Annotated in this window: 9 protein-coding genes; 6 read left to right on the top strand and 3 right to left on the bottom strand. The window is 64.9% G+C overall.

The genetic code is table 11. The features are described from left to right. Window positions 1-61: 61 nt before the first annotated feature. Window positions 62-835, bottom strand: coding sequence for a 3-hydroxybutyrate dehydrogenase (locus D4754_RS15370; RefSeq protein WP_121065127.1), 774 nt, complete (start codon window positions 833-835; stop codon window positions 62-64). Between the two features lie 426 nt (window positions 836-1,261). Here D4754_RS15370 and D4754_RS15365 point away from each other — a divergent pair, with 426 nt between their 5' ends. The 6 genes from D4754_RS15365 to D4754_RS15340 all read left to right on the top strand — a co-directional run bounded on the left by D4754_RS15365 (window position 1,262) and on the right by D4754_RS15340 (window position 9,787). Further along, the gene (locus D4754_RS15365; protein WP_420837213.1) at window positions 1,262-3,067 is read left to right on the top strand and encodes an extracellular solute-binding protein; all 1,806 of its coding nucleotides are present in this window, start codon (window positions 1,262-1,264) and stop codon (window positions 3,065-3,067) included. 135 nt (window positions 3,068-3,202) lie between these two features. Continuing rightward, entirely contained in the window at window positions 3,203-4,033 is an 831-nt protein-coding gene (locus D4754_RS15360) for an arsenate reductase/protein-tyrosine-phosphatase family protein (RefSeq protein WP_121065125.1), read from the top strand. A gap of 298 nt (window positions 4,034-4,331) precedes the next feature. Beyond that, window positions 4,332-5,873 carry a class I adenylate-forming enzyme family protein gene (locus D4754_RS15355; RefSeq protein WP_121065123.1) on the top strand — a complete coding sequence of 514 codons (1,542 nt, stop codon included), beginning with the start codon at window positions 4,332-4,334 and terminating at the stop codon, window positions 5,871-5,873. Window positions 5,874-5,969: 96 nt separating this feature from the next. Beyond that, the gene (locus D4754_RS15350) at window positions 5,970-6,656 is read left to right on the top strand and encodes a DsbA family oxidoreductase (RefSeq protein ID WP_420837215.1); all 687 of its coding nucleotides are present in this window, start codon (window positions 5,970-5,972) and stop codon (window positions 6,654-6,656) included. Window positions 6,657-6,823: 167 nt separating this feature from the next. Further along, window positions 6,824-8,056, top strand: coding sequence for a multidrug effflux MFS transporter (locus tag D4754_RS15345; RefSeq protein WP_121065121.1), 1,233 nt, complete (start codon window positions 6,824-6,826; stop codon window positions 8,054-8,056). A 57-nt stretch (window positions 8,057-8,113) separates the two neighbouring features. Beyond that, complete coding sequence (locus tag D4754_RS15340; RefSeq protein ID WP_121065119.1) at window positions 8,114-9,787, top strand: tetratricopeptide repeat protein; 1,674 nt, start codon at window positions 8,114-8,116, stop codon at window positions 9,785-9,787. Here D4754_RS15340 and D4754_RS15335 read toward each other — a convergent pair. Continuing rightward, entirely contained in the window at window positions 9,784-10,668 is an 885-nt protein-coding gene (locus tag D4754_RS15335) for an NAD-dependent epimerase/dehydratase family protein (protein WP_121065117.1), read from the bottom strand. The genes D4754_RS15340 and D4754_RS15335 overlap by 4 nt on opposite strands. Before the next feature lie 300 nt (window positions 10,669-10,968). Then, window positions 10,969-13,527: a penicillin-binding protein 1A gene (locus D4754_RS15330; RefSeq protein ID WP_121065115.1), complete on the bottom strand. Its 2,559-nt coding sequence runs from the start codon at window positions 13,525-13,527 to the stop codon at window positions 10,969-10,971. Window positions 13,528-13,608: the final 81 nt, after the last annotated feature.

The raw sequence follows: 13,608 nt of genomic DNA, 5'->3' as shown, positions 1-13,608 counted from the left end.
CCTGCGGCCGGGAAATAGGCGCCGTGCGTCCCGGACCGGGCGTGCCGGTCCGGTCATCGCGTCAGAGCGCGGTCCAGCCGCCATCGACGCTGATCGTCGTGCCGGTGATCTGGTCGGCCGCGGCCGAACACAGGAACTCGGCCACGCCGCCCAGCTGTTCGACGGTGGCGAATTCCTTCGACGGCTGGCGTTCCAGAAGGACGTTCTTGATCACGTCCTCGCGGCTCATGTCGTATTCCTTCATCGTGTCTGGGATCTGCGCCTCGACCAGCGGGGTCAGCACGTAGCCCGGGCAGATCGCGTTGGCCGTGATCGGCTCCTGCGCGGTTTCCAGTGCCACGACCTTGGTCATGCCCACGATGCCGTGCTTGGCGGAGACATAGGCCGATTTGAACGGCGATGCCGTCAGCCCGTGGGCCGACGCGATGTTGATCACCCGGCCCCAGCCGGCGGCCCGCATCATCGGCAGCGCCGCGGCGGTGGTGTGAAACGCCGACGACAGGTTGATCGCGATGATCGCGTCCCAGCTTGCCACCGGGAACTGGTCGATGGGCGCCACATGCTGGATGCCTGCGTTGTTGATCAGGATATCGCACTTGCCCGCCTGTTCGACCAGCGCGCGGCACTCGTCGCCCTTCGACATGTCGGCCTTGATGTAGCGGGCCGTGACGCCGAATTCCTTGCCGATCTCCTCGGCCAGCGCATGATCTTCGTCCCGGTCGGAGAACGAGTTCAGCACGACATCCGCGCCGACCTTGGCCATCTCGCGTGCGATGCCCAACCCGATACCCGAATTCGAACCCGTAATGATGGCAGTCTTTCCTGAAAGCGACATGGTGCTCCCTCCGCACTTGACGTGATGGTCCACGCGGTACGCCACGATGGCCGCACCGCTGGTGTCAAAGGTATCGGATTATTTGCCGCGATGCAGCAAGCTTTCTTTTGGATCAGCCACGTGGACCGGCCCCAAGGCGGCACGGCGGAGACCCGCCGAGCCGCGCAAATGCCGCTCGTACATCCCGGCTGCGCATGGCACAAAAAAAACGCCCGCACGAAGCGGGCGTTAAGTTATTGAGGCAGGTTTCATACAGGCAAGAAACCTATCGAGCAGTGACATCTTTATAAGCGTTCTGCGGCCTTCATCCAACCCAAAACTTCGCCAAAAGTTTGAAATCGCTACGGATCACGGATAGCGTTGCGGTCAACAAAACAAGGCCGATACGGAATCATTGCGCAAGTGCCCCCAGAAATTTTACAAAAAGTGCGGGGCCTTCTGGCGCTCGCGATCTGTCCTGTCGCGGTGTTTTTCGCCGCGATTCCCGCCCATGGAGAATCGGTCCACGGCATCGCCCTGTACGGAGAACCGGCGCTGCCGGAAGGGTTTAGCCACCTGCCCTATGCCAACCCGGATGCGCCCAAGGGCGGCAGCGTCGTATTCGGCAATGCCGGCAGCTTCGACAGCCTGAACCCGTTCATCGCCAAGGGCCGCGTGCCGTGGCAGATGTCGTTCTGGGGCTACGAAAGCCTGATGGGCCGGTCGTGGGATGAACCGTTCTCGCTCTACGGCCTGATCGCGGAAAGCATCGAAACCCCGGAAGACCGCGCTTGGGTCGAATTCACCCTGCGCCCCGAGGCCCGGTTTTCCGACGGCAGCCCCGTCACTGTCGAAGATGTGATCTGGTCGTTCGAGACACTGGGCTCCGAAGGCCACCCCCGTTACCTTGCCTTCGCCTCCAAGATCGAGAGTATCGAGCCTACCGGCCCCCGGTCGCTGCGCATCACCTTCAACGAGGACAACCGCGAACTGGCCATGATCGCGGGCCTGCGCCCGATCCTGCAAAAGGCGCAGTGGGAGGGGAAAAGCTTCTCCGAAGGCCTGATCGAGAACATTCCCATCGGCACAGGCCCCTATGTCGTCAGCGATTACGACATCGGCCGGTCGGTCACCTTCCGCCGCAACCCCGATTACTGGGCCGCGGATCTGCCGCTGGTGCGCGGCGCGGCCAATTTCGACGAATTGCGGATCGAGTTCTTCGGCGACGACGCCGTGTTGTTCGAGGCGTTCAAGGCCGGCGAGATTTCCGCCGTGCGCGAGTTCAACGCCGAGAAATGGGAGACGCAGTACACCTTCCCCGCGATCCAGAACGGCGACATCGTCAAATCCGAAATCCCGCACCGCAAGCCATCGGGCATGACGGGTTTCGCCATGAACACCCGCCGCCCGCCCTTCGACGACTGGCGCGTGCGCGAAGCGATGCTGCTGGCGTTCAATTTCGAATTCATCAACGACACGATGACCGGCGGCGCGCAGTGGCGGATCACGTCCTATTTCTCGGGCTCCGAGCTGGCGATGCGGCACGGGCCGGCGGATGACGAGGTCCGCGCGCTGCTCGAACCCTTCGCCGACACGCTCCTGCCCGATGCGCTCGACGCCTACGACCTGCCCGTGGGCGACGGCACCGCGCGCAACCGCGGCAACCTGCGCCGCGCCACCCGCCTTCTGGCCCAGGCCGGCTGGACAGTCGAAAACGGCCGCCTTGTCGATGCCAATGGACAGCCCTTCACCTTCACGGTGCTCTTGCGGCAGGCCGACCAGACGATGGCGCGCGTGCTCGACATCTATACCCAGGCGCTGGAAAAGCTGGGCATCACCGTGCGGATCGACCAGGTGGACGACGCGCAATACACCGAACGCGAAGCCTCGCTCGACTTCGACATGATCCCATTCCGCCGGGCGCTGTCGCTGTCTCCGGGGAACGAACAGCGCTTCTATTGGGGCAGCGACGTGGCCGACAGCCCCGGCACGCGCAACCTGCCCGGGATCGAATCGCCCGCCGTCGATGCGATGATCGACCGGATCCTGTCGGTGAAGACGCCCGAGTCGTTTGAGACCTCTGTGCGTGCGCTGGACCGCGTCCTGACAACCGGGCGTTACATCATCCCGATCTGGAACTACGAAGTCGGCCGCATCGCACATGTCAAGCAGATGGAATATAGCAATAATATTCCAATATATGGCGACGGACCCTATTTCATGCCCGATTTCTGGTGGTGGAACAATAACTGAACCTGTTAGTTTGTTTTTGTACGCGTCCCGAAGAGCCAAGCAGGGTGTTCCGGTTGCCAGGCTTTGTCCCGATATTCGGGAACCTTTCGGTTCCGTAAAAGTTGATCTGTTTAACAATTTCGGTATCTCGGATCCATGGCAACGACTCTGCACACCAAGTTCGCGGCCCTGTCGCATCCCAACCGGCTGGATATCTTCTGCCTGCTGATGCGACGCTTCCCCGACGCGCTGCCCGCCGGTCAGGTGGCCAGCATCCTGAACTTTCCGGCGAGCACCACCTCGACCTACCTGTCCGCACTCCGGCAGGCGGGCCTGATCGAACAGTACCGGCATGGCACCTCGCTCCAGTACCGGGCGGCCCTGCCCGCGTTGCGCGGTCTCTTCGATGATCTGGTGACGGGATGCTGCCAGAACCGCCCCGATATCTGCGGCGTCGCCGAAGATCCCGCTATCCCGTTGCAAGGGCGCGCCGACGGACGTTTGAACGTGCTCTTTGTCTGCACCGCGAACGCCGCCCGCTCGATCATGGCCGAAGCGCTGCTGCGTGCCGAAGCCGGCGACCGGTTCAACGTGTTCTCCGCCGGCACCCGGCCCGCCCCCAGCCCCCATGCCGAGGCGCTGAAGCTTCTCGCCGGCCGGGGCCATGACACGGACGGCCTGTCCTGCACCGACGCACAGCACTTTGCCGGGCCCGACGGAACCAGCATGGACATCATCATCACCGTCTGCGACCAGGCCGCCAACAATGGCGGCGTGGCATGGTCGGGCCGGCCGCTCTGCACGCATTGGAGCACGAAGGACCCCAAGGAAGCCGACAGCATAGCGTTCGAAGACGCCTACATGCTGCTGCGCGACCGTGTCCGTGAACTCGCGGCCCTGCCCCTCGATCAGCTCGATCGCGTCCAGCTCCAGCACCATCTCGACAAGATCAGCTTCGTGCGCCCGGCAACGGAAGACGCGGTCTGAAAACCGTTGGACGGTAGGACCGTGTTCCCCCAGGGATCCGTCCGCTTCATCTGCCCCAGCCATCTTCGCGGAGCCGCTGTCGCGCTGCCGTCCCGGAGCCATCGCGCCCTGCCCGTCAAGGGGGCGCAGCCCCGCGCGGATGCGCGGCTTGCCCTTGACGGGTGGGGCGCGATGGATGAGGCAGCACACGCGATGGCGGCTCCGTGAAGATGGCGGTGTCATCTTTGTGGTGAGCCCGAGCCCCCTTGAGAGCACCTCCGGCTTGCACCATGTGCAGCCAGAGGCTAGCCCATCCCGCATGGTATCGCTTTTCAACGCCGGCGCGCCCGCGCCATGCCCGACCCCGTTCAACATGGCCGCCCATGTCCTTGGCCGGGCCGACGCCGCACCCGACAAGACCGCCCTGTCGATCCTGGGCCCCGACGGCCCTGGCGATTGCAGCTTTGCCACGCTTCAGGCGATGGTGCGCGGCACCGGCACCGGCCTGTTGAACGCGGGTCTGAACCCCGGCGATATCGTCGTGATGCGCCTTGGCAATACCGTCGACTTCCCGGTCGCCTACCTTGGCGCGCTGGCCGCCGGGCTGGTCCCGGTGCCAACGTCCCCGCAACTCACCGAACCCGAAGTCGCCAAGATCCTGGCCGAGCTTTCCCCCGGCGCCGTCCTGCACGATCCCGACGTCGCGACCGCGCCGTACCATCACACGATCCCGCTCGACCGCCTGCAGGCCATGCGGCACGCCGCACGCTGCGACTGGCACATGGGCGATCCCGATCGTCTGGGCTATATCGTCTATACCTCCGGGACCTCGGGCAAACCCCGCGCCGTGGCCCATGCGCACCGCGCGATCTGGGCGCGGCAGATGATGTTCGATGGCTGGTACGGGCTGACGGCGCGGGACCGTCTTCTGCATGCGGGCGCCTTCAACTGGACCTTCACGCTGGGCACCGGGCTGATGGATCCCTGGACCGCCGGCGCCACCGCGCTGATCCCGGCGCCCGGTACCGACCTCTCGGCCCTGCCGGGTTTGCTCTCGGACCACGACGCCACGCTGGTGGCCGCCGCCCCCGGTGTCTATCGCAAGATCCTGCAGGGACAGGACCGGCTTGCTCTGCCCAGCCTTCGCCACGGGCTGACCGCGGGCGAGAAACTCTCCCGTCCGCTGCTGGAGGCATGGAAAGCAGCCACCGGCACCGAGCTTTACGAAGCTTACGGCATGTCGGAATGTTCGACCTTCATCTCGTCCAGCCCCGCGCACCCGGTGAACCCGGACACGCTGGGACGGCCGCAGGCGGGCCGCAAGGTCGCGATCCTCCCCGGCGGCGACAGCACCGTGACCGACCCGCTCCCCCATGGCAGCGCCGGTCTCATCGCCGTGCACCGGTCCGATCCCGGCCTGATGCTGGGCTACCTGAACGATCCCGAAAATACCGCCGCCCGGTTCCGTGGCGACTGGTTCCTGACCGGCGATCTGGGGGCGATGGGCGAGGACGGCGAAATCTCCTATCTCGGCCGGGACGATGACATGATGAATGCCGGCGGCTTTCGCGTGTCACCGCTGGAGGTCGAGGCCGCGCTGGCCGCCCATCCCGGGATCGAGGCCGTGGGCGTCACGGATGTCGAGATCAAGGCTGACACACGGATCATCGTCGCCTTCTACACCGGCCCCGACCCTCTGGACGAAAACGCGTTGAGCGATTACGCTTCGGGAAGGCTCGCGCGGTACAAGATGCCCCGGGCGTTTGTACATCTGTCGGAGCTGCCATCGGGGGCCAATGGCAAACTCTCGCGCCGCGCGCTGCGTGGCCTGTTCCCGGGACCGGGAACCGCCAGGGACTGAAACCGGCTGAACATATTTGATACGGATCTCGCAGCCTCGGCGCTGCAGTCACCAGCATCGGGGAACGGAGGGATCATGAGCGACACAACCGACACAATGGAAGACTCGAATGAACAGGCCGACAGCGCGGCCATCGAACTGCCCGTGCGCCTGGATATCCTGTCGGATCCGATCTGCCCGTGGTGCTTCATCGGCAAGACCTATCTTGACCGCGCGCTGGCGCAGCTTCAGGACCATCCCTTCGCCATCGAATGGCATCCGTTCCAGCTGAACCCCGACATGCCCGCAGGCGGCATGGACCGGCGCGAGTACCTGGAAACCAAGTTCGGCGGCCAGAAGGCGGCGGTAGATGCCTACATGCCCATCGTCGAACAGGCGAGCGCTGCGGGCATCGAGATCGATTTCGAAGCGATGGAGCGCACGCCCAACACGCTGGACGCGCACCGGCTGATCCACTGGGCCGGGATCGAACATGTCCAGACCGAAGCGGTCGACGCGCTGTTCAAGGCGTATTTCCAGCAGGGCCGCGACATCGGCGAGGCCGAGGTGCTGGCCGACATCGCCGACGGGATCGGTATGGATGCCAGCATGGTCTCTCGGCTGCTTGCCTCCGACGCCGACCGGGACGAAATTCGCCACCGCGATGCCCACAGCCGCAAGATGGGGGTGACCTCGGTGCCCACCTTCATCGTGGCAGGCAAGCACGCCGTTCCCGGCGCCCAGCCGCCCGATCTGTGGTTGCAGGTGATCGGTGAGATCAAGGCCCAGATCCCCGTGGCCTGAGGGCCGGACGGCCCCGTCTTGCGCGGGCGCGACCCCGCGCAAACCGCCGGACAGTTCAACCAATAGTTTTGCCGCTGTGCAGAAATGCGCAAGCTTGTTGGCATTTCTGCGTCTGGTCTGACGCGGGATGGCATGCTAGCGCCGGGTGGTATCGAAAGGCTTCACAAATGAACGATCGGATTTCCCGTCCCGAACTCGTCGCCCTTCTGGCGCTGATGTTCGCCTCGATCGCGTTTTCGATGGACGCGATGCTCCCCGCCCTGCCGCAGATCAGTGCCGAACTCAGCCCCGACCGGGCCAATCTTTCGCAGCTGATCCTGACGGTCTTCATCCTTGGGCTGGGGCTGGGCACCTTTATCGTGGGCCCGATTTCCGATGCGTTCGGCCGCCGGTCGGTGATCCTGTGCGGTGTGGGCGTCTACGTTCTGGGCGCCGTCCTGTCATGGCAGGCGCAATCGCTGGAAACCCTGCTGATCGCGCGCTTCCTGCAAGGCGCGGGCGCCGCGGCCCCGCGCGTCGTGGGCACGGCCGTTCTGCGCGACCTTTACGAAGGCCGCGCCATGGCCAAGCTGATTTCGCTGGTGATGATGCTGTTCGTGCTCTTCCCCGCCGTGGCGCCGCTGATCGGCACGCTGATCATGTCCTTCGCGGGCTGGCGCGGGATCTTCGCGGGCTTTGTCGTCTTCGCGCTGATCCAGCTTGTCTGGGTGTCCATCCGCCTGCCCGAAACCTTGCCCCCCGAACGCCGTCGCCCCCTGCGCCGGCGCGAGCTGGCAGCCGCGTTCCGGGAGATCGTCGGCAATGCCACCGTGCGTCTGTCGACCATCACGCAGACGCTGGTCATGACCAGCATGTTCACCATGCTTCTGCTGGTGCAGCCCGTCTTCTTCAATGTCTTCGGCATGGGCGAGACGTTCCCCTACTGGTTCTTCATGGTCGCCATCGTGTCGGGCGGGGCGAGCATCCTGAACGCGTCGCTGGTGATGCGGCTGGGCATGCGGCGGCTGGTCGTCACCTCGCTGTCGGTGCAGATCGCGGTTGCGTCCTTCGTGGCCGTTTATGCCGCGTGGAACCCCGAGATGACGGGCGCCTTCCCGATCTACATCATCTGGATGTGCACCGTGTTTGCAATGATCGGCCTGACCGTGGGCAACCTGAACGCCATCGCGCTGGAACCCGTGGGCCATATCGCCGGGATGGCGGCCTCAGTCGTGGCCGCGATCGCCACCTTCTGCGGTTCGCTTCTGGCCGTGCCCTTCGGGCTGACCTTCAATGGCTGGCTGACACCGGCGGCCCTGGGCATCGCGGTGATGTGCACCATCTGCGTGCTGCTGATGCGCCACATGGAACGGCTGGAAGGCCGCGTCCCCGTCACACCGCCCGCGGCCCCCGGCGAATAGACTTTCCGAAACCCTGCGCTCTGTCATAGGCTCCCTGCGATATCAGGGAGCCTATGCATGTCGGATTACGATTACGATCTGGGGACATATTCGTGCCCCGTCACCACATCCTCGCCCGAGGCGCAAACCTGGTTCAACCGCGGCCTGCTGTGGACCTATGGCTATAACCATGGCGAGGCGGTGGCCTGTTTCCAGCGCGCGCTGGCGGCCGATCCGGATTGCGCGATGGCGCACTGGGGCTGGGCCTACGCCGCCGGCCCCAACTACAACATGCCGTGGAACCGCTTCGATGCGCGCGGCCGCGCAAATGCGCTGGCCGAGGCCCGCGCGGCGACCGAAGCCGCCATTGCCGCGCTGGAAAAGCGCCCCGTCTCCCCGGTGGAGGAGGCGCTCATCCGCGCCCTGCCCGCCCGCTACCCGCAGGGCGAGGTCATCAAGGACATGCACGCCTGGGACCTGGATTTCGCCAATGCCATGCGCGCGGCGTTCAAGGTGGATCCGTCCAACAGGGATTTGCGCATGATCTACGTGGAATCGCTCCTGAACCTCACGCCGTGGCAGATGTGGGACCTGCCCAATGCCGTCCCCGCCGAAGGGGCCGCGACGCTGGAGGCCCAAAACGTGCTGGAAGAGGCCTTCGACACCGATCCCGACGCGATGGCGCATCCCGGTCTGCTTCACCTCTACGTTCACCTGATGGAGATGTCGCCCTTCCCGGAAAAGGCGCTGAAGGCATCCGACGCGCTGCGCACGGCCGTCCCGGATGCCGGGCACCTTGTCCATATGGGCACGCATGTCGACGTGCTGTGCGGGCATTACCACAACGTCGTGCACTGGAACCGGAAGGCGGCCGAGGCGGATCTGAAATACTTCAAGCGTGAAGGCGCGTTCAACATCTACTCCGGCTACCGGATGCACGACTATCACTTCATCGTCTACGGCGCGCTGTTCCTGGGCCAGTACGATCCCGCCATCGAAGCGATCCGCGAAATGGCCGCGACCGTGCCGGAAGAGATGATCCGCACCGTTTCGCCCCCCATGGCCGACTACTTCGAAAGCTACCTTGCGATGGAGCCCCACGTGCTTGTCCGCTTCGGCCGCTGGCACGAGGCGATCGCGATGGAGCTGCCCACCGATCAGGAGCTTTACTGCACCCGCACCTCCTATATCCACTACGCCCGGACCGTGGCTTACGCTGCGCTTGGACAGGTGGCAAAGGCGGAGGCCGAGGAGCAGACCTTCCTGGCCGCCTGCGCCCGCGTGCCGGACAGCCGGCTGATGCACAACAATCGCGTCGTCGACCTGCTGGAGATCGCCAAGGAAATGGCCCGGGGGGAAATCGAGTACCGGAAGGGCAATCACGATGCCGCCTTCGCCGCGCTCCGCCGGTCGGTCGCGCTGGACGACGCGCTGCCCTATGACGAACCATGGGGCTGGATGCAGCCCGCCCGCCATGCGCTGGGGGCGCTCTTGTTCGAACAGGGCCACACGGCCGAGGCCGAGGCCGTCTACCGCGAGGATCTTGGGCTGGGCGGGCAACTGTCCCGCGCGACGGTGCATCCCGACAACGTGTGGTCGCTGCGTGGCCTTCACGATTGCCTGAAGGCGCGGGGCGAGACGATGGAAATCGTGCAGGTCGGTCAGCGGCTGGATCTGGCACTGGCCCGCGCGGACCGGGCGGTCGCGGCCTCGTGCTTCTGTGCGCAGGCGGCGATGCGGGAAGCGGGTTAGCGCGCCAACCCTTCGCGGAAACTGCGGAAGAAGGGCTTCCAGCCCAGCGTCTGCTTGGCGCGGGTGTTGGCAAGGCGGAAGGACGGATAGGTTTCCTCCCCCCCTTCTTTCAGGCCGACACGGCCGACAGATTCCAGCACGTAATGGAACAGGTCGCGCCAGGTGACGGGTTCATCGTCGCAGACGATCATCGTGCCGCCGGGCGTCCATTGCTGCAGCGCCGAAGCGGTCGCGCGCGCCATGTCCGAGATATGGCACAGCGACACGAAACCCGATCCGTCGCCGGGCAGCTTCAGCCGCCCGGTTTCGGCCAGCTTGAACCAGTTGTCGTCAGAGCCGGTGCCGGGGCCATAGAACATGCCGCCCCGCAGGATGACCCATTCCAGCCCGGACGTGCGAATGCGTTCTTCCATCGTCAGCGCGGCGGCGAAGGCGCGGGTGGACACGGTGTTCTCGTTGCCCTGGTAGTAGCGATCCTCCCCGCCCCAGCTGTCATCGCCGGTGGCGTTCACCATCGACATGCTCTGTTGCAGCAAGCGGGTGGAGCCGGAACGGCGGCAGGCCTCGATCAAGGAGAGCGAGCCCTTGTCGCGAAGGATGTCGTTGGCTTCGTGATTTCCGCGGCCCGATGGCCCGGGCAAAGCAGAGGTCAGGTTCACCACCGTCTCGCACCCGTCGATCGCATAGGCCAGCGCGTCGGTGTCGAAGATGTCGGCGGTCCGGATCTCGCACCCGGCGGCGCGGGCGACCCCGGCGGAATCGGGGCGGCGGACGACGGCGCGCACGGGAATGCCCGCGTCGCAAAGCACCGGAATCAGGTGGCGCGCGAATACTCCGTTCGCACCCAGAATGGCAATGGTTTCGGCAGTCGGATGGGTCATCCCTGGTTCCCAATGTAGTCAGCAAACCGCGGTCCGGCGACAAGGCCGGGCACACGAAGGTTTGGCGCCGCTGGAAATCCGTTGGCGTCTCCCCGCATTCTTCCTCCTGCGCGCGGTTGCCCTTGCGCAGTTCGGTCAAAAGATCACCGGGAAACAGCGACTGCCCGAGCGACCCGGCACCGTCAAGCGATGCCGTAACGTCCCTTCTGTCGGCACGCCAGAACTCAACTCCTGGCTGCCGGGGGACTTGTTGTTTCGGCCAATGCAGCCCGCGATCGGGCCGCAGAGAACCGGTTTATCCTAGTACAGCCCACCGGAACTGATCGTTCCGACACTGGCCTTGGGGCCGACATATGCCTTCTGTCCGCTGCTCGACTGAACCTGCCCGCCGGTTCGCCCGGCCAGCACCTCATCGAACAGACGCGTATTGGCCGTCATAGCGAAACCACCGTCGACAACGCCACCGCCCAGCGGCTCGAACCCGTCGCGGAAGTATTCGGCAACGACGTAATCGCCCGTCGCGTCCTGAGACAATTGTTCCCCCGTGATGCGATGGATCTTAATGAAATGCCCACCGGGGGGAACCTCGAATTCGCCGCCGCCGTACTTTTTCACCGCTTCTTCCATGAACTGCTGAAAAACAGGACCACACATGCCTCCGCCCGAGGCACCACGGCCCATCGGCGAGGGGTGATCGTAGCCGATATAGCAGCCCGCGACGATGTTCGACGTGAAGCCGATGAACCACACGTCGCGCGCGTCGTTGGTGGTGCCGGTCTTGCCGGCGGTCGGCACGTCCAGATTCACCGTGCGGGAGGCCGTGCCGCGTTCAACCACGCCCTGCAGCATCGAGGTGAGCTGGTAGGCGGTGATCGGGTCCATCACCTGTTCGCGGTTCGACACGATGCGCGGCGCGCGGCCGCTGTCGAGATCGATCACGTTGCAGTCGAGGCACTGGCGCTGGTCGTGACGATAGATCGTGCGGCCCCAACGGTCCTGGATCCGGTCGACAAGCGTGGGCTGCACCCGTTCGCCGCCATTGGCGAACATCGCGTAGGCCGCGACCATCTTGAAGAGCGTCGTTTCCTCGGACCCGAGGGCCGAGGCAAGGTAGCCGCCCATGTCGTCATAGACGCCGAACCGTTCGGCATAGCCCGCGACGACGGGCATGCCCACCTCCTGCGCCAGGCGCACGGTCATCAGGTTCCGCGACCGTTCGATACCGGTCCGAAGCGGCGCGGGCCCGTAGAACTTGTTCGACGCGTTCCTGGGCCGCCACATGCCTTGCGGCGTGTTGATCTCGATCGGGGCGTCGACAACGATCGTGGCCGGGCTGTAGCCCGAATCGAGCGCCGCCGCGTAGACGAACGGCTTGAAGCTGGAACCCGGCTGCCGCTGCGCCTGGGTCGCGCGGTTGTAGACCGACGCCTGGTACGAGAACCCGCCCTGCATCGCCAGTACCCGGCCGGTGTTCACGTCCATCGCCATGAACCCGCCCTGCACGCGCGGGATCTGCCGCAGCGTCCAGCGGATGAACGATCCGTCATCGTCATCCACCATGCGGCGAACATAGACGACATCGCCCACATCGACGAGATCGCCGGCCACCCGGGCCGTTCTCCCGCGCGAGCCGTCCTTGTTCACCTTCCGCGCCCATTGCGCGTCTTTCGCGGGCACCCAGTGGCCGCCCTGAACCTCGTCCACGCCTTCGATGCCGATGCGCGCGTCTTCGGCAGTCACTTCCAGCACCACGGCCGGGTACCATTCGGTTTCGGTGACGATATCGCGGGGCAGATCGACTTCGGCCAGCGCCGCACGCCATTCCTCTTCAGAGCCAAGGCGTTCGGTCGGGATGCTCTCCCCCGTGCCCCGCCACAGGCCGCGGCCCCGGTCGTACTTTTCCAGCCCGTCGCGCAGCGCGCGCGCGGCGTGGACCTGCATTTCCTCGTCAATCGTGGCGCGGACGCTCAGGCCGCCGGTGAAGAACTCCGCCTCGCCGAAGTTGTCGGTCAGCTGGCGGCGGATCTCGTCCGTGAAGTAGTCGCGCGGCGGTAGTTCCTGGCGGAAGCTGTCGAAGTCGCCGTTCTGGACCGACCGCAGCGGCATCGCGCGCTCGACCTCGTATTCCTCGCGGCTGAGATAGCCGTTCTGGTACATTTCGCGCAGAACGTAATTCCGCCGGGACAGCAGCCGCTGCTTGCGCCGCACCGGGTGGTAATCCGAAGGTGCCTTGGGCATCGAGGCAAGGAACGCGGCCTCGTGCGGGGCCAGTTCCGACAGTGTCTTGTTGAAATAGGTCTGCGAGGCCGCCGCGACGCCATAGGAGTTCTGACCCAGGAAGATCTCGTTCAGGTACAGTTCAAGGATCTGGTCCTTGGACAGCGTATCCTCGAGCCGGGCGGCGAGGATGATTTCCTTGATCTTGCGTTCGGCCTGACGGTCGCCCGACAGCAGGAAGTTCTTCACCACCTGCTGCGGGATGGTCGACGCACCGCGGACGTTTTCCCCCCGCGACTTGACCGCATCGAACGCGGCGGAGGCGATGCCGCGCGGATCGTAGCCGGGATGGGTGTAGAAGTTCTTGTCTTCCGCCGAGATGAAGGCCTGCTTCACAAGGTCGGGAATTTCATCGACAGACGCGAAAAGCCGCCGTTCCTTGGCGAATTCGTCGATCAGATGGCCCTCGCCCGAATAGATCCGGCTGATCGTGGGAGGCTGATACTGCGCCAGCGATTCGTGGCTGGGCAGATCGCGGCCGTACATCCAGAAGACGCCACCGATGGTCAGGGCGACCATGAGGACGCCCAGGGCAACGAAGGAAAAGATCCCCCCGAAGAATGACAAGATAAACCGTGTCACGAAACTACGCTGCGCCTCTTGTGGTTCCGGAAACCCCGGGCCTGGGTCTCACTATATATATGGGCCCCGGACCGGGGTCAA

It is taken from the genome of Chachezhania antarctica (assembly GCF_003646465.1).
Lineage (GTDB): Bacteria > Pseudomonadota > Alphaproteobacteria > Rhodobacterales > Rhodobacteraceae > Chachezhania > Chachezhania antarctica.
Note: the sequence above shows the minus strand (reverse complement) of the source record. Positions and strands in the feature narration are given on the sequence as shown.